This window comes from Chryseobacterium salivictor (genome assembly GCF_004359195.1).
In the GTDB taxonomy this organism is placed as follows: domain Bacteria; phylum Bacteroidota; class Bacteroidia; order Flavobacteriales; family Weeksellaceae; genus Kaistella; species Kaistella salivictor.
Genome location: NZ_CP037954.1, coordinates 1,723,943 through 1,738,731, shown reverse-complemented (window position 1 = coordinate 1,738,731; position 14,789 = coordinate 1,723,943). Strand labels below are relative to the sequence as shown.

Sequence of the window (14,789 nt, the reverse complement as noted above, 5' to 3'; positions counted from 1 at the left end):
CAATCTTAACAATGATTATTAACGAAATTTCAGGCAATCTTTCTGAAAGGCCTCTTCATGGTAAAACCGTAGATTATCTGGATCTGGAATGGTATGAAACAACCAAAAGAATTCAGCGCAAAAATACGGTACAGGGACAGGAGATCGCGATTAAATTTCTGCGCGAAGGACAGCGCCTGCGCGAAGGTGATATCCTGTTTGAAAATCAGGAGAAAATTGTCGCCGTAAACGTACTGGAGACCGATGCAATCGTCATAACTCCAAAATCGATGCTCGAAATGGGAACCGTGTGTTACGAAATCGGCAACAAACACATTCCGCTCTTCATCCAGGACGGCGAAGTTTTGCTGCCTTTTGAAATGCCCATGTTCCGCTGGCTGGACGCGGCAGGCTATCAACCTGAAAAAACAAAAAAGAAACTGCTCAACTTGCTTAAATCAAATGTAGAACCGCACGGACACGGCAGTTTGGGATCGTCCCTTTTTACTAAAATATTAAAAATGGCTTCTTCTAAAGATGATGAATAAACAGTTCCTGGCAACACTGCTGCATATCTCAGACCCTGCGCTTCCTATTGGGGGCTACTCGCATTCCAACGGTCTGGAAACCTACATACAGAACAGGATTGTAAACGACCGCAAAACCGCGAAGGAATTTGTGGAAAACATGATCCGCTACAACCTGAAATACAATGACGGCGCGTTTGTAAAACTGGCCTATGATGCGGCAGAAAAAGGAGAATTATATGAAATCCTTAAACTGGATCAGGAATGCCTTGCACTGAAAGCGCCTATGGAGATCAGGCAGGCGAGCCAAAAACTTGGGCTGCGGTTTATTAAAATTTTTAAACGCTACCGCTCTTCCCAGCTTATGGAAGACTACGAAGCCGAAATTAAAAAAGGAAATGCGTTCTCCAATTACTGTATCGCTTTCGGAATCTACGCGCATCTACTGGAAATTCCATTGCAAGATGCACTCTTTGGCTTTTATTACAGTTCCGCTGCAGGAATGATCACCAATGCCGTGAAACTCGTTCCATTGGGTCAACTTGATGGGCAGGACATCCTATTCGAAATGTACCCCGTCATTGAAACAACAGCCAACGAAACCATGGAACTGGACCGCAGTTATGTAGGACTGTGCAACACGTCGTTCGATATCCGCTGCATGCAGCACGAAAGGCTATATTCAAGACTTTATATGTCTTAACATTAAATTAAAGAAATGGAAAACAGAAAATATATTAAAGTAGGCGTAGCCGGTCCCGTAGGATCAGGCAAAACTGCACTGCTGGAAAAATTAAGCCGTAAACTTTATGGCATTTACGATATGGGCGTCATCACCAATGATATTTACACCAAAGAAGACGCCGAATTCATGACCCACAACAGCCTTCTGCCGCGCGACCGGATCATAGGCGTAGAAACCGGCGGGTGTCCCCACACCGCAATCCGCGAAGACGCAAGTATGAATCTGGAAGCGGTCGACGAGCTGGCCAACCGATTCCCCGATATCGAGCTGATCTTTATCGAAAGCGGTGGCGATAATCTCTCTGCTACTTTCAGCCCTGATCTTGCAGATGTCACCATCTTTATCATTGATGTTGCTGAAGGCGAAAAGATTCCGCGAAAAGGCGGCCCGGGAATCACACGCTCCGATCTTTTGGTGATCAACAAGATCGACCTGGCACCGTATGTAGGCGCAAGTCTTGAAGTGATGGAAAATGACTCCCGCCGGATGAGAAACGGATCACCGTTCGTTTTCACCAATCTGAAAACAGAAGAAGGCTTGGACAAAGTCATCGGATGGCTCAAAAAATATGCACTGCTGGAAAATGCGGAAGAACCGGAATTACTGAGATAAATGGAATGCAGACTGAATATCACCGCCGGATATAAAGAAGGAAAATCCTACATCAAAGATCTTTATGTGGGAACCCCTTTCCGTGTGGTTTCTGTAGGACAACGGAAAAGAGACAACAAACTTTATCAGATGATCATGAGTACGTCACCGGGAATCCTGGACGGCGACCAGTACATTATAGGGATCAGTCTGGAAGAACAAAGCCGCTTGCAGCTGGCTTCGCAGTCGTATCAGCGGCTGTTTGATATGGAAAACAAAGCCACCCAAAATCTGACGGTCGATATTGGGGATCACGCTTTTTTCGCTTTCGTTCCCCACCCGGTAGTTCCGCACGAGAATTCAAATTTTGAAAGCCGGGCAAAAATTACATTGGGAAAAGAAAGCAGCGTATTGATCAGCGAGATTATTACCTGCGGAAGAAAACACTACGGTGAAGTTTTTAAGCTGAAAAAATTCCACAACCTGACCGAGGTTTTCCATGAAGGGAAACTGATCGTAAAAGATAATGTTCTCATAGAACCGGGGCGAATACCCATCCAGAATATAGGCATTCTCGAAGATTTCACCCATCAGGGAAGTTTGATTTTTGTGAGCACCAAAAAAGACACTGATAAAACAGAACTTGTCAATCATCTGGTAGAAAAATCAAAAGACTTTCCCGAAGTGGAAATCGGAATTTCTGCACTGGAAAGCGGCGGATTTGTAGTAAGGGCATTGTCGCACGGTGCCGAAGTGATGTATAATTATTTTCTCGCAGTACAGGATTTCCTGTGGGAAGAAAAGATTTTAACTCCCTAAAAAAATGAATACAGCTTTGTGGGCATTGGCTTTGAGCGCGGCGTCTATCAGTTTCATCCATACTGCTTCAGGTCCGGATCATTACCTGCCCTTCATCGTTCTTTCGAAATCGAAAAAATGGAGCAAAAGCAAAACCGTTCTTCTGACGGTTGCATGCGGCTTTGGGCATGTTTTGAGCTCACTGATGATCGGTGCAGTCGGATTATTTTTAGGCTGGCAAATGACCCGTTTTGCATGGTTTCAGGACATTCGCGGCAATCTCTCGGGATGGGCGCTTTTGATCTTCGGCATCGCTTATCTGGCTTATGGATTTCATCAGGCGCTAAGGAATAAACCGCACAAACATTTTGATGTCATGGGCGAAGAAGTATATGTTTTCGAACACAGCCATGGCGAAATGGTACGGCCGCAAAGCCGTATAAAAGTAACACCGCTCGTCCTTTTCATGATTTTCGTGATGGGTCCGAGCGAGCCGCTTACGCCACTCCTTTTCTATTCGGGGATGAACCGTTCCGTACCGGAAATTCTGGCACTGGTAATTCCCTTTTCTCTGACCACGGTCGCCACTATGCTCGGAATGGTGCTGTTGGGCAGATACGGCCTGACCACCCTTTTTAATTCTGAAAAATTTGAAAAATACATGGGACTCGTCAGTGGCGCTGTCATCACCCTTTGTGGAATAGGTATGGTTTTTTTTGGCTGGTAAAATTTAAACTAAATAGAGATGAAAAAAGTTTTCGAAAAAGTACCTTTTGTAGATCAGGTTCTGAAAGGAGTGGGACAAATTATGCTGCAGGAAAACAGTTGGACCGGCGTGCTTTTCCTCATCGGGATCTTTTTGGGAAGCTGGCAGTGTGGTCTCGCTGCAGTAGTGGCAGGTGCGTCTGGAACACTCACCGCCAAATTTCTAAAATATGATCAGAAAGAAATAAATGCCGGAATGTACGGGTTCAGCGCGTCTTTGGTGGGAGTTGCGCTGGCTTTCCTCTTTCAGGCAACGGTGTTGATATGGGTATTAATTATTGTGGGTTCAGTACTAGCGGCAATATTCCAAAACTTTTTTATCGCAAGGAAACTCCGCGCATTTTCATTCCCATTCATTGTTATCAGTTGGGTATTTGTTTATAGTCTGCAACATTATACACAAATACCGCCTTCAGATTTAATGTCTGTAAAATTCGAAGACTCAAAATTCATTGATGTGTTCACCGCGATCCAGGGTTTTGGTGAAGTAATCTTCCAAGGGAGCCCTCTATCCGGATTTTTATTTTTCCTGGGTGTTTTTATCGGTTCGCCTGTTGCGGCCCTGTACGGTCTGGCGGGCTCGTTATTGAGTGCCTACATTTCGCAGCTTAATGGGGAGGCGCTCGAACATGTGCACATGGGGCTTTTCGGGTTCAATGCTGTTCTGTCTGCCATCTTTTTTTCCGGGCATAAAAAGATTGATGGATTATGGGTACTCATCGCGGTTGTTATTACGGCCGTATTAAATGATTTAATAGTTGATTACAAGATTTTAGATGCATTCGGCGGCGTATTTACTTTCCCTTTTGTTGCAGCAACCTGGCTGACCTTACTGCTGAAAAAAGTGGTTTTGAAAAAATCAGTTTAGAGCATGATTAAATTTAAAAATAAAAACACAGGAGTTAAAAGAACAACAGGATGAGGAAAAACTCCTAACGTTCAATATCAACAATTGTCAAAAATTTGGTATTCTTCTTTTGTTGCTGCTTTACGACGGAGTTATGTTAAGAAAAAAAAGTGATATGGATAATGATTGTTATTAAACTTATCACAGGCGATTAAAGTTGAAAAATGTATATTTTTATTAAATAGAAAGAGATATCTATATTCATGATGAGGGTTCTGGTGCCCAATGCATCTTCTGTGCAATATCATTGCGAGCGTACCGAAGTAAACCCGTCAACAGCAGCATCTGAAAACGAAAAAAGCCACAATTAAGTGGCTTTCTTTAGAATCTTAAAACTTAAGAATATTATTTTGCTTCAAAATAAACTCTTCTGTTCGCTCTGTTTTTCCATTCCGGACATTTGCTCGCTGGGTTACATTCCGGATATTTAAGGTTGGTTTCACCTCTTCCTATCGCGTCGATTTTACCTGAACTTACGCCATTTTGGATTAAATAATTTTTTACGGTATTCGCTCTTCTTTCAGAAAGTCTCTGATTATAAACAGCTGTTCCTGTAGTATCCGCTCCACCAATCACATTGTATGCTCCTGCAGAGGAATTAATATAGTTAGCCGCATTGTTAAGGATTGGGGTATTTGAAGGCAAAATCCTGTCAGAATTAAAATCGAATTCAATTCCTTCCAATACTCTGGTGTTATCTCCCACTACAGAAGTGGAATTCGTAGGGCAACCGTTGTTTTCAACAGGTCCAGGAACGGTAACACACTTGTCATACAAATCAATAACGCCGTCTAAATCAACATCTAAAGCAACACCGGCACCATCAACTCTTGCTCCCTGAGGAGTATCTAACTGTCTGTCCCAGTCATCACAAACTCCGTCATTGTCAGCATCACCTGATTTACAAACTTCGATATCCTGGCTTTTTGCAGCCAAAACATCCGCTCTGTAATACATTTCCTGTAATGGATCATGCCAGAATACATGGGATTCGTGTTTGCCCAAATTCAAGGTCGCCCCTAAAGTAAGGTTAATGAAATTATCAGAATTACTACCACCTTTGGTGCGTGCACCGTCGAAAGTGTCGTCTCCTGTATAGACATACATTCCTCTTGCTTCAAGATCCAGTGAACGGGAAGCACGGTATTTTAAACCGGCACCACCCTGGCCGAATATACTGCCTGCTTTAAATGGTTTGATTTCGGTAACCAACTGTTGGTTATAAGAAGCTCCTGCGTTTTGTCTGTACGCTCTGTAAGCTAAAGTTCCTACACCTGCATACCCGTGCAAAGCCCATCTGTACGGAGACTTGTTATCAACTCTTCTCAAAAGGTTTGAAAAGTTCAAATCACCTAAAATTGAAATGGCATCATACTGTGTTCTTCCAGCATCACCATTGGGAGAAGCTACATGGTCTTTGGTATTTACAGCTCCCTGTCTTGTTTCTCCTTTGTCGTACTGTAACTTAAGACCGAAAGCATGCGAAATCGCTTTATCTACACTCAGATAACCAGACCATCCGATAAGGTTTTGACCTGCTCCAAACTCTTTAAGGGAGTTTAAATCGGCTGAATGCATCAATGGAATACCTGCCCCCGCTGAGATAGCCCAGTCATTGAATCTCTTTGATTCCTGAGTAAAAGGTGAAACATTTGCAGACCCGGAGGTATACGAATTGGGATAACTACCTGTAGAACTCTTTATCGAATCCTGTGCAAATACGGCTGTAGGTAAAATTACCGCTACTGCCAAACTTGTTAAATTTAATCTCATATTACAATTATTTATTAATTTCTATTTTACTGCCCTTTTAAAGATCCTAGCTTTAAAGTTCCAGTCGCGTAACCCTCTTCCAACTTCTATGCCAATTTATGTTAAAAAATTAAAAAAATTCATAACAAGATCTTCTACAAAGGCGCAGGGGACATTGAAGTAAAAGAGAAAACAGCAGCATCTTTTCCGTCATACAGAGGCTTCCGGCACTGTGTACAAGGCAGCTCAGAACGAACCGGCAGAACCGTAAGCATCCATTCGCAAGACGCCTGGTCAATCCCAAATGTTTTGTCTGTGAGAAGTTGAAAAGATCAAAAAAAGAAAAAAAGCTAAGGTTTATTGAACGGCGCTCCCGTCCGGCAGCTTTTTACAAAAAACCCGTAAAGCAAGTCTGTTACTGAAATACTGTTAAAAGCAAAGCAGAAAACAGCGGATATTGGACTATTTTAAAAATCATGTACTCCTTTAGCACGTAAGCACCATTTTAAAGTTTGGCAAGACCGTTGCTGAAGAAGAATTTTAAAATCGGCGGATTAAAGATAAAATTCATCATATCCACCAGAATCCTGTTAAAGTAAAGATTGTTTCTGGGCTGGAGCATTCGTAGCTCCTCAGCAATGCAAGAAATTATACAGACTTAGATTATCTGGTGATTGTTAAAATATTCAAAATATTGCTTCACCAATTTTTCATTTGTCGTAGTCGTCATAGTTTTTTCTTTGGTGTTATTGTTACAGCTTATTAATATAAAAGTGAAAATAAATAAGAACAGTATTTTTCTCATAGCCTCATCTTTTGGTTTTCTAATTTGTTCGGTAAGGACTTCATTTATTGATGATTTAATGTCGCTGTATCTCTATATTAAAACATTATTATTAAATCTAATATAATAAAAGTATTTGCATTTTCTTGGAATCTAAAATACAGATACCCTTCAAGTCCCAGTAACGGTTTGCCATAAAAAGAAAAAGAGCAGGCGGTCTAAAAAGTTACCTTTATTACTTTTTTGGCATTCTCTTTTTAAATTTTCTCTGTGGCTCCTTTGGTTCAAGTATTTTTTATCAATTTTTAACAGGCTCTAAATAAAGAGCAGCTCCTTCACCGCCTCTTTCCTATTGTCAAAAGATTCAAAATTCTTATATTTGGAAACTTTTGCATTAAATTTTTAACACAAATATTAAAAAATGATCCTGATTGTAGATGATGCTCCCGAAAATATAATCTCCTTAAAAAAAGTACTCGAAAAAAACGGTTTTGAGGTGGATACCGCATCATCCGGCGAAGAGGCCCTGAAAAAGATCCTTAAAAAATCGTATGTCCTGATTATTCTTGACGTTCAGATGCCTGGAATGGACGGTTTTGAAGTGGCCGAAACCATCTCCGGTTACAGCAGAGCCAAAGAAACCGCCATCATCTTTCTTTCCGCCGCCAGCGCCAATCTCAACCTCATCACCCGCGGCTATTCTTCCGGCGGGCTCGATTATATCAGCAAACCGGTTGATATGAATATTTTATTACTCAAGGTGAAAACATTTTACCGGATCTATGAGCAAAGCCGTGCGCTGAACGAAATGCAGAAAACGCTGCGCGAAGAAATTGAGTTCAGAAAAGAGGCAGAACGCAAAAAAGATGAGTTTATTAGCATTGCCAGCCACGAACTGAAAACGCCCATGACCAGCATCAAGGGATACATACAGCTTTTGGAACGGAGTTTGGATAAAAACGACATCGAAACAATAAGAACCCGGCTTCATAAAGTACAGAACCAGGTTGAAAAATTAAACCTGCTCATTGCAGACCTGCTGGATATTTCAAAAATTGAAAGCGGAAAGCTAAAGTTTAACAAAAAATATTTTTGCTTCGACCATCTGTTTGGCCATATTACTGAAATCATGCAGCAGTCCAATCCTCAGATCAAAATCATAAAGAAAGGACATGACGTAGGAAATGTGTACGGTGATGAAATGCGCATCGAACAGGTAATGGTGAATTTCATTACCAATGCGATTAAATATTCGCCCGATACCGAGGAAATCCACCTCAGCGCCATGATGCAGGGGGATGATGTTTACTTCTCGGTGCGGGATTTTGGCATTGGGATGTCAGAGGAGCATCAGCAGAAAATCTTCGATAAATTTTACCGGATCGAGGAAACCTCAGAACGGTTCCAGGGACTGGGAATCGGGCTTTACATCTGCCGGGAAATCATAGAAAGACATCAAGGAACCGTGGGCGTCCACAGTAAACCCGGGGAAGGATCGGAATTCTACTTCACTATACCGGCAAATCCTGAAGGAAAAAACCAATAATTTACAATGATGAATTTTAAAAATAATCTTCTGTATGGACTGGGACTGTCTCTGCTCCTTTTATTCATAAGTTCCATGGCTTCATTTATCAGTATTAAAAATCTGATAGACAGTGCTTCGATGGTAAAAAACAGCAACCGGATCATTCAGGATCTGGACCATGTTTTTTCTCTGGTAAAAGATGCCGAAACCGGTCAGCGCGGCTATTTATTAAGCGGCGACGAGCGTTTTCTGGAGCCCTATAACAATGCAAAGGAAAAAATATCAGAAGGCATCAATGCATTATCCGCTGAAGTGACCAATACCAACAGACAAACCAAAAATCTCGAAAAACTAGAGAGCAGTATTATCACGCGGGTTGATATTCTGGACCGGAATCTTAACCACAAAAAAGAAAACAAAGAGGTAACCCCTGAGCAGCTCCTCAGCGGAAAAAAATACATGGATGAAATCCGAAGTACCGTAACCGTTATGCAGAAAGAGGAACAGGCCATTCTGAAATCCCGCACGGAAATTATGGATAAGTTTGCCTCCTACACACCGTGGCTGATTATTGTTTCCGCCATTCTGGCCATCACCATTACGCTTGTTTTTTACCGCAAAGTTCTGCAGGACTTCAACGAAAAAACAAAACTCACGCAGGAGCTTGAAAAAAAGAATGACGAAACAGAAAACCGCCTCATCGCCATCGAAAAAGTAGCGGCACAAATCTCCCGTGGCGATTATAATATCCTTTGGGATCAGAACGCTCAGGAAACCCTGGGCAGTGTCGCTGGACCGCTCAACCGGATGGCAGAATCACTGCAGAGTTCATTTAACACCCTGGCAGAAAAAGAATGGCTGAGTTCTACCATTGCGCATCTGAACGACCGCATGATGGGAAACAAAAGCATGGAAAAACTGGCCACGAGTATTCTGGAAGAAGTTACAGCCAATACGCAAAGCCATGTGGCGGCGGTGTACCTGCAGGGCGAGGACAATCAGCTGCATCTTACCGGAAGTTACGCACTGGCAGACGCTACCGCCAGAAAACCGCTCAAAATAGGCGAAGGCATTGCCGGAGAAGCCTTCCGTTCTGAAAAACAAATCATTGTAAAGGATATTCCGGATGATGCCGTAACCATCAGTTTCGCCACCGGCAGTACGAAACCCAAAAATATCGTTGCACTCCCCATCACGCGGCACAATTTACCCCTTGGTGTAATCGAACTTGGCTCCATGCACGATTATTCCGCCCGGGAGCTTGAATTTCTCCGTTCTGTTGCCGGAAATATCGGTCTGGCCTTTTACAGTGCCCAGAGCCGGATCAAACTTCAGGAATTGCTGGAGGAAACGCAGGCACAGTCAGAAGAACTGCAGACCCAGCATTCAGAATTGGAAAACATTAATGCAGAACTGGAAGCGCAGTCTCAGAAGTTGTTGGCTTCCGAAGAAGAACTTAGGGTACAGCAGGAAGAACTCATGCAGAGCAACCAGGAACTTGAAGAAAGAACCGGCCTGCTTGAGGAGAAAAACGCGCTTATCGAACAGCGCAATACCGATATTCAGCAGAAATCAATTGAACTCGAACAAAGCACCAAATACAAATCTGAATTTCTGGCGAATATGTCGCACGAACTGCGCACCCCGCTTAATTCTATTTTACTGCTTTCCAAGTTGATGACGGAAAGTGATGACCTCGATGAGCAATATGTAGAATATGCAGAAGTGATGCAGAGCTCCGGTCAGGGACTGCTTATCCTCATCGATGAAATACTGGACCTCTCCAAGATAGAATCCGGCAAAATGACCCTGGAAATCAATGAGGTGCCTTTAGCAGAAATTACGGCGGATATGCAGATGCTGTTTAAGCCTATGGCCAAGGAAAAGAACCTGGCTTTAAACATCGAGACGGATGAAGAGGCTGCCAAAATTTTACACACCGACAAACTGCGTCTGGAGCAGATCCTTAAAAACCTTCTCTCCAATGCCATTAAATTTACCTCTGAAGGAAGCATTACGCTGCACGTTTCCAGTGACGAAAAGAAGGAGAAAGTATATTTCAAAGTCACCGACACGGGAATCGGGATACCGAAGGACAAAATCCGTATGGTTTTTGAAGCCTTCCAGCAGGCAGACGGTTCTACCCAGCGCAAATATGGCGGTACAGGCCTCGGTCTTTCCATCAGCCGCGAACTCGCCCGTCTGCTCGGGGGAGAAATACAGCTGCAGAGTACCGAAGGCCAGGGCAGCGAATTCACGCTTGTGGTACCGACCGATTATCAGGAAGGCGTGGCCTTACCCGCTCAGAATCAGGAAGAAGCAACTCCGTATTTGGTTCAGGAAGCGGAAAAACTGCCGGAACGTTTTGTGACTGACCGAATTCCACAGCAGATTGAAGATGACCGCGATGATATTCAGCAAGGCGACAAAGTCATTCTCATCATTGAAGACGACACTGCTTTTGCTAAAATACTGCTGGACTTTTCAAGAACCAAAAACTACAAAGCCATTGTAGCGGTGCGCGGCGATGCCGGCATCGAAATGGCGCAGCATTTCAAGCCGCTGGCCATTCTGCTTGATATCCAGTTGCCGATTATGGACGGTTGGCAGGTGATGGAAGCCTTAAAATCCAATCCGGAAACCAAGCCGATTCCGGTACACATCATGTCTTCCATGAAATTCAAACAGGAAAGCCTGTTGAGAGGCGCGGTAGATTTCATCAACAAACCCTTTGCCTTGGAGCAGATGCAGGAAATTTTCAGCAAGCTGGAAAACGCGCTGAACCGGTCTCCTAAAAAAGTACTGATTGTAGAGGAAAATGAACAGCATGCCAAAGCCTTAAGCTATTTCCTAAGCGCCAATAATATCACGACCGACATCGCAAACAATGTATCCGACAGCATCGAATCCCTGCACAACCGTGAAATCGACTGTGTCATCCTGGACATGGGCGTGCCCGATAGAAATGCGTATGAAACCCTGGAAACCATTAAGCAAAACAAAGGGCTGGAGCAGCTTCCTATCATTGTATTCACAGGAAAAAATCTCTCTAAAGGGGAAGAAAACCGGATTAAGAAATATGCAGATTCCATTGTCGTAAAAACGGCTTACTCCTATCAGCGGATTCTCGATGAAGCAGGCCTGTTCCTTCATTTGGTAGAAGAAAAGAACAAGCAAAAACACGAAAGAATGTCAGGATTTGGAAATGAAGGCGAACTTCGGAACATCCTGAAAGACAAAACCGTGCTGATTGCCGACGATGACGTGAGAAATATTTTCTCGCTGACCAAGGCCCTCGAAATTCACGGAATGAAAGTCCTGCCTGCAATGGACGGTAAAGAAGCCCTGAAAGTACTGGAAAAAGAGCCTGGCATTGATGTGGTGCTGATGGATATGATGATGCCGGAAATGGACGGCTACGAAACCATCCGCGAAATCAGGTCCAGCGCTCAGTTCAGAAATCTGCCGGTTCTGGCAGTGACCTCGAAAGCCATGATGGGCGACCGCGAAAAATGCATCGCTGTAGGTGCGTCCGACTATATTTCAAAACCTGTGGATATCGATCAGTTGGTTTCTTTACTAAGAGTCTGGCTGTACGACAAAATCTAAAATTTCAATGTATGAAAAGCCAAAAGGAAATTCTTATCATCGACGATGACAGCAAAAACATCTTTGCACTGAACGCCGTTCTGAACGCAAAGAAATACCGGTGTGTTTCCGCACTGAGTGCCAGGCAGGGTTTTCAGCTGCTGTCCGACAATAAAAACATCGGCGTCGTGCTGATGGATATGATGATGCCGGAAATGGACGGTTATGAAGCCATCGGAAAAATGAAAAGCGACGAAGAACTGAAAAAAATTCCGGTAATTGCCATCACAGCACAGGCGATGACAGGAGACCGGGAAAAATGCCTTGAGGCCGGTGCCGACGGCTACCTCTCGAAACCGGTGAACGTTGATGAACTGCTGCAGGTACTCCAACAATTAATCCCATAAAAAGTGAAATCCGAACAAAGCGACGAAAACATGGAAACCCTGCTTTCCGATATACTGGAAATATACGGGTACGATTTTACAGGATACTCCAGAGCCTCACTGAAGCGCCGTATGGTAAGACTTTACGAGCTGGACCGGTTTGTAAGTTTTGCAGAATACCGTTATAAAATAAGAACAGAACCGGGGTATTTCAAACGTTTTCTGGAACAGGTGACCATCAATGTCACCGAGATGTTCAGGGATCCTGCTTTCTATAAAACCCTCAGAACCGAAATCCTTCCCAAACTCGGTACCTACCCTTTCATCCGGATCTGGGTGGCAGGCTGCAGCACCGGGGAGGAAGCCTACTCTGTTGCCATATTTCTAAAGGAACTGAACCTGCTCCATAAATCGCTGATCTATGCGACCGACATCAACAGTGCCGTTTTAGAAAATGCAGCACAGGCGATGGTTCCGCTGAGCAAAATACAACTGTATACAGAAAATTACATGGCCGCAGGCGGCAGCGAAAATTTTTCAGATTATTACACGGCGAACTATTCGCTCGGGAAACTCCGCGATGACCTGAAATCAAAAATTATTTTTTCCACCCACAATCTGGTGACGGACCATTCTTTCAATGAATTCCAACTTATTCTGTGCCGCAACGTTCTCATTTATTTTGACAGACCGCTGCAGAACACGGTTTTCGAGCTCTTTGACAACAGCCTTGAAAAATTCGGTTATCTGGCTCTCGGCACCAAGGAAACACTTGACTTCTCCACTGTATCGAAGAATTATGAAAGGCTGAAATCTGCCAAAATATGGCGCAAAATACATTAAAATGGAACCGTGTGAAGCATTAATGATCGGCGGATCGGCCGGCAGTCTGGAGGTTCTTATCAAAATATTGCCGGGGCTCGATCCTGCGCTTGCCTTTCCCATTATTATTGTGCTGCACCGCAAATCGGGCAAGGACAGCATCCTGACCCATATTCTAGCTTCAAAAACCCAGCTTAACGTAAAAGAGCTCGAAGAAAAAGAAAAAATAATACCCGGTACCCTCTACATTGCTCCGCCCGACTACCATGTACTCATCGAAAACGACAGAACCTTCTCATTGGATGCCTCTGAAAAAGTAAATTTTTCACGGCCTTCCATTGATGTAGCTTTTGAAAGTGCTGCGGAAGTATATGGAGAAAATTTGGTATGTTTGCTGCTTTCAGGTGCAAACAGTGACGGCACGGCGGGGCTGCAGAAAGTAAAAGAATACGGCGGCAAAGCGCTTATCCAAAATCCCTCGTCGGCAGTGGTGAGTTATATGCCCGAATATGCCCTGGAACATGTGACCATTGACGCGGTGCTGGATACCGGGGAAATGCCCAACTATATTAATAATTTAGGAAAATGACTGATAAAAATTCAATAAAAGAAACCAAAAAAGTGTTTATTTTCGATGACAATCTCGAAATTCTTGAACTGTGTACGGAAATTCTTGAAGATATCGGATGCGAAGTAAAAACCTCGCCCTCCACCAACAGCGTTGAACAGCAGGTTGCCGACTATATGCCGCATCTTATTCTGATGGATAACTGGCTGCCGGACATCAGCGGTATCGAAGCTACGCGTCTGCTGAAATCCAATGACGCCCTGAAAAACATTCCTGTCCTTTATTTTTCTGCCAACAGCAATATCAGTGCACTGGCGGAACAAGCCGGTGCTGATGATTATCTGGCAAAACCATTTGATCTCGACCTTTTTGAAACGACTGTAAAAAAATACACCGGCATCTGAAATCCACCGCTTTAAATACCGGCAGCTATCTCCTGTCCGCCGAAAAGAAAGCCCTCAGGAAAAGATGGGACAATCATTGGGTGCAGTAAAACATCACGGATTACCGCGACATCAGGATGCGAAAATATATCAGCTCAAAGCCGGGACTTTTATAAAAAAGTATTCTGTGTTGGAAGCTTCACGGATTACAAATTCGCGACATCAGGAAAATGGCGTTGTACTTTCAGTTTTTTAGCTTCCTGCAAAAGGGGTCCCAAATATTCCAACTGCAAGTTCTGTCCAAATGAGTATAAAAGCTAACAGTACAATACCGAAAAGGACGATTCTTCCTTTAGTGCTTCTGACCTTTCTTAAGACAAGTTCACAGAGCAATCCTGTTCCTAACAGTAGAACACTCATTATTATGAAGTCAAAAACTTCCCAGTCAACACCAGTGCTGAATTGCATTGCAATAAGCGGTACGAGTAGCAGTGCAGGCACTGCTAATATAATAAGCAAAAGCCTTTTGTTTTGTAGCGACATAATTATTAAATTTTTATTTGTTAGATGATAAATTAATTTACTGATTTTTCAATAAAATACAACCTAACCGTTACTGCGAAAACTCAACTGTTTTTCATGGCAGGGCGACTTTGGCTAACGGTT

General features: G+C 43.4%; 15 protein-coding genes. 13 read left to right on the top strand and 2 right to left on the bottom strand.

What is annotated here, in order from left to right:
• The first annotated feature begins 11 nt into the window (after window positions 1-11).
• From ureE to NBC122_RS08025, 6 genes are read left to right on the top strand one after another with little or no spacing between them, the layout of a single operon-like run.
• Window positions 12-527 (top strand): urease accessory protein UreE, encoded by a 516-nt coding sequence (ureE, locus tag NBC122_RS08050; protein WP_133439884.1) that lies wholly within the window; start codon window positions 12-14, stop codon window positions 525-527.
• Window positions 520-1,209: an urease accessory protein UreF gene (locus NBC122_RS08045; RefSeq protein ID WP_133441086.1), complete on the top strand. Its 690-nt coding sequence runs from the start codon at window positions 520-522 to the stop codon at window positions 1,207-1,209. Before ureE ends, NBC122_RS08045 begins: the two co-directional genes overlap by 8 nt.
• A 15-nt stretch (window positions 1,210-1,224) precedes the next feature.
• Window positions 1,225-1,863, top strand: coding sequence for an urease accessory protein UreG (gene ureG / locus NBC122_RS08040; protein ID WP_133439883.1), 639 nt, complete (start codon window positions 1,225-1,227; stop codon window positions 1,861-1,863).
• Window positions 1,864-2,661: an urease accessory protein UreD gene (locus NBC122_RS08035; protein ID WP_133439882.1), complete on the top strand. Its 798-nt coding sequence runs from the start codon at window positions 1,864-1,866 to the stop codon at window positions 2,659-2,661.
• Window positions 2,662-2,692: 31 nt separating this feature from the next.
• Window positions 2,693-3,367, top strand: coding sequence for a hypothetical protein (locus NBC122_RS08030; protein WP_246012289.1), 675 nt, complete (start codon window positions 2,693-2,695; stop codon window positions 3,365-3,367).
• 18 nt (window positions 3,368-3,385) lie between these two features.
• Window positions 3,386-4,273, top strand: coding sequence for an urea transporter (locus NBC122_RS08025; RefSeq protein WP_133439880.1), 888 nt, complete (start codon window positions 3,386-3,388; stop codon window positions 4,271-4,273).
• Between the two features lie 384 nt (window positions 4,274-4,657).
• On the opposite strand, the gene NBC122_RS08020 is transcribed toward NBC122_RS08025, so the two are convergent.
• The gene (locus tag NBC122_RS08020; protein ID WP_133439879.1) at window positions 4,658-6,085 is read right to left on the bottom strand and encodes an OmpA family protein; all 1,428 of its coding nucleotides are present in this window, start codon (window positions 6,083-6,085) and stop codon (window positions 4,658-4,660) included.
• A 1,184-nt stretch (window positions 6,086-7,269) separates the two neighbouring features.
• On the opposite strand from NBC122_RS08020, the gene NBC122_RS08015 reads away from it, so the two are divergent.
• The 7 genes from NBC122_RS08015 (at window position 7,270) to NBC122_RS14360 (ending at window position 14,379) form a co-directional block, all read left to right on the top strand.
• On the top strand, window positions 7,270-8,394 hold the full coding sequence (locus NBC122_RS08015) for a hybrid sensor histidine kinase/response regulator (protein ID WP_133439878.1): 1,125 nt from the start codon (window positions 7,270-7,272) through the stop codon (window positions 8,392-8,394).
• Between the two features lie 6 nt (window positions 8,395-8,400).
• A complete protein-coding gene (locus NBC122_RS08010; protein ID WP_133439877.1) occupies window positions 8,401-11,985 on the top strand; it encodes a response regulator in 3,585 nt (1,194 codons plus the stop codon).
• Window positions 11,986-11,996: 11 nt separating this feature from the next.
• On the top strand, window positions 11,997-12,371 hold the full coding sequence (locus tag NBC122_RS08005) for a response regulator (RefSeq protein WP_133439876.1): 375 nt from the start codon (window positions 11,997-11,999) through the stop codon (window positions 12,369-12,371).
• A gap of 3 nt (window positions 12,372-12,374) precedes the next feature.
• Entirely contained in the window at window positions 12,375-13,193 is an 819-nt protein-coding gene (locus tag NBC122_RS08000; RefSeq protein WP_133439875.1) for a CheR family methyltransferase, read from the top strand.
• Between the two features lies 1 nt (window position 13,194).
• A complete protein-coding gene (locus NBC122_RS07995; protein ID WP_133439874.1) occupies window positions 13,195-13,761 on the top strand; it encodes a chemotaxis protein CheB in 567 nt (188 codons plus the stop codon).
• Window positions 13,758-14,144, top strand: coding sequence for a response regulator (locus NBC122_RS07990; RefSeq protein WP_133439873.1), 387 nt, complete (start codon window positions 13,758-13,760; stop codon window positions 14,142-14,144). Before NBC122_RS07995 ends, NBC122_RS07990 begins: the two co-directional genes overlap by 4 nt.
• A gap of 64 nt (window positions 14,145-14,208) precedes the next feature.
• On the top strand, window positions 14,209-14,379 hold the full coding sequence (locus NBC122_RS14360; RefSeq protein ID WP_165983205.1) for a hypothetical protein: 171 nt from the start codon (window positions 14,209-14,211) through the stop codon (window positions 14,377-14,379).
• On the opposite strand, the gene NBC122_RS07985 is transcribed toward NBC122_RS14360, so the two are convergent.
• Window positions 14,376-14,666, bottom strand: coding sequence for a hypothetical protein (locus tag NBC122_RS07985; protein ID WP_133439872.1), 291 nt, complete (start codon window positions 14,664-14,666; stop codon window positions 14,376-14,378). The two genes, NBC122_RS14360 and NBC122_RS07985, sit on opposite strands and share 4 nt — an antisense overlap.
• Window positions 14,667-14,789: the final 123 nt, after the last annotated feature.

Coding starts and splice junctions, on each gene's coding strand:
- NBC122_RS14360 (WP_165983205.1), top strand. CDS start 14,209: ATGGGACAATCATTGGGTGCAGTAAAACATCACGGATTACCGCGACAT.
- NBC122_RS08005 (WP_133439876.1), top strand. CDS start 11,997: ATGAAAAGCCAAAAGGAAATTCTTATCATCGACGATGACAGCAAAAAC.
- ureE (WP_133439884.1), top strand. CDS start 12: ATGATTATTAACGAAATTTCAGGCAATCTTTCTGAAAGGCCTCTTCAT.
- NBC122_RS08025 (WP_133439880.1), top strand. CDS start 3,386: ATGAAAAAAGTTTTCGAAAAAGTACCTTTTGTAGATCAGGTTCTGAAA.
- NBC122_RS08010 (WP_133439877.1), top strand. CDS start 8,401: ATGATGAATTTTAAAAATAATCTTCTGTATGGACTGGGACTGTCTCTG.
- NBC122_RS08020 (WP_133439879.1), bottom strand. CDS start 6,085: ATGAGATTAAATTTAACAAGTTTGGCAGTAGCGGTAATTTTACCTACA.
- ureG (WP_133439883.1), top strand. CDS start 1,225: ATGGAAAACAGAAAATATATTAAAGTAGGCGTAGCCGGTCCCGTAGGA.
- NBC122_RS08045 (WP_133441086.1), top strand. CDS start 520: ATGAATAAACAGTTCCTGGCAACACTGCTGCATATCTCAGACCCTGCG.
- NBC122_RS07985 (WP_133439872.1), bottom strand. CDS start 14,666: ATGTCGCTACAAAACAAAAGGCTTTTGCTTATTATATTAGCAGTGCCT.
- NBC122_RS07990 (WP_133439873.1), top strand. CDS start 13,758: ATGACTGATAAAAATTCAATAAAAGAAACCAAAAAAGTGTTTATTTTC.
- NBC122_RS08035 (WP_133439882.1), top strand. CDS start 1,864: ATGGAATGCAGACTGAATATCACCGCCGGATATAAAGAAGGAAAATCC.
- NBC122_RS07995 (WP_133439874.1), top strand. CDS start 13,195: ATGGAACCGTGTGAAGCATTAATGATCGGCGGATCGGCCGGCAGTCTG.
- NBC122_RS08015 (WP_133439878.1), top strand. CDS start 7,270: ATGATCCTGATTGTAGATGATGCTCCCGAAAATATAATCTCCTTAAAA.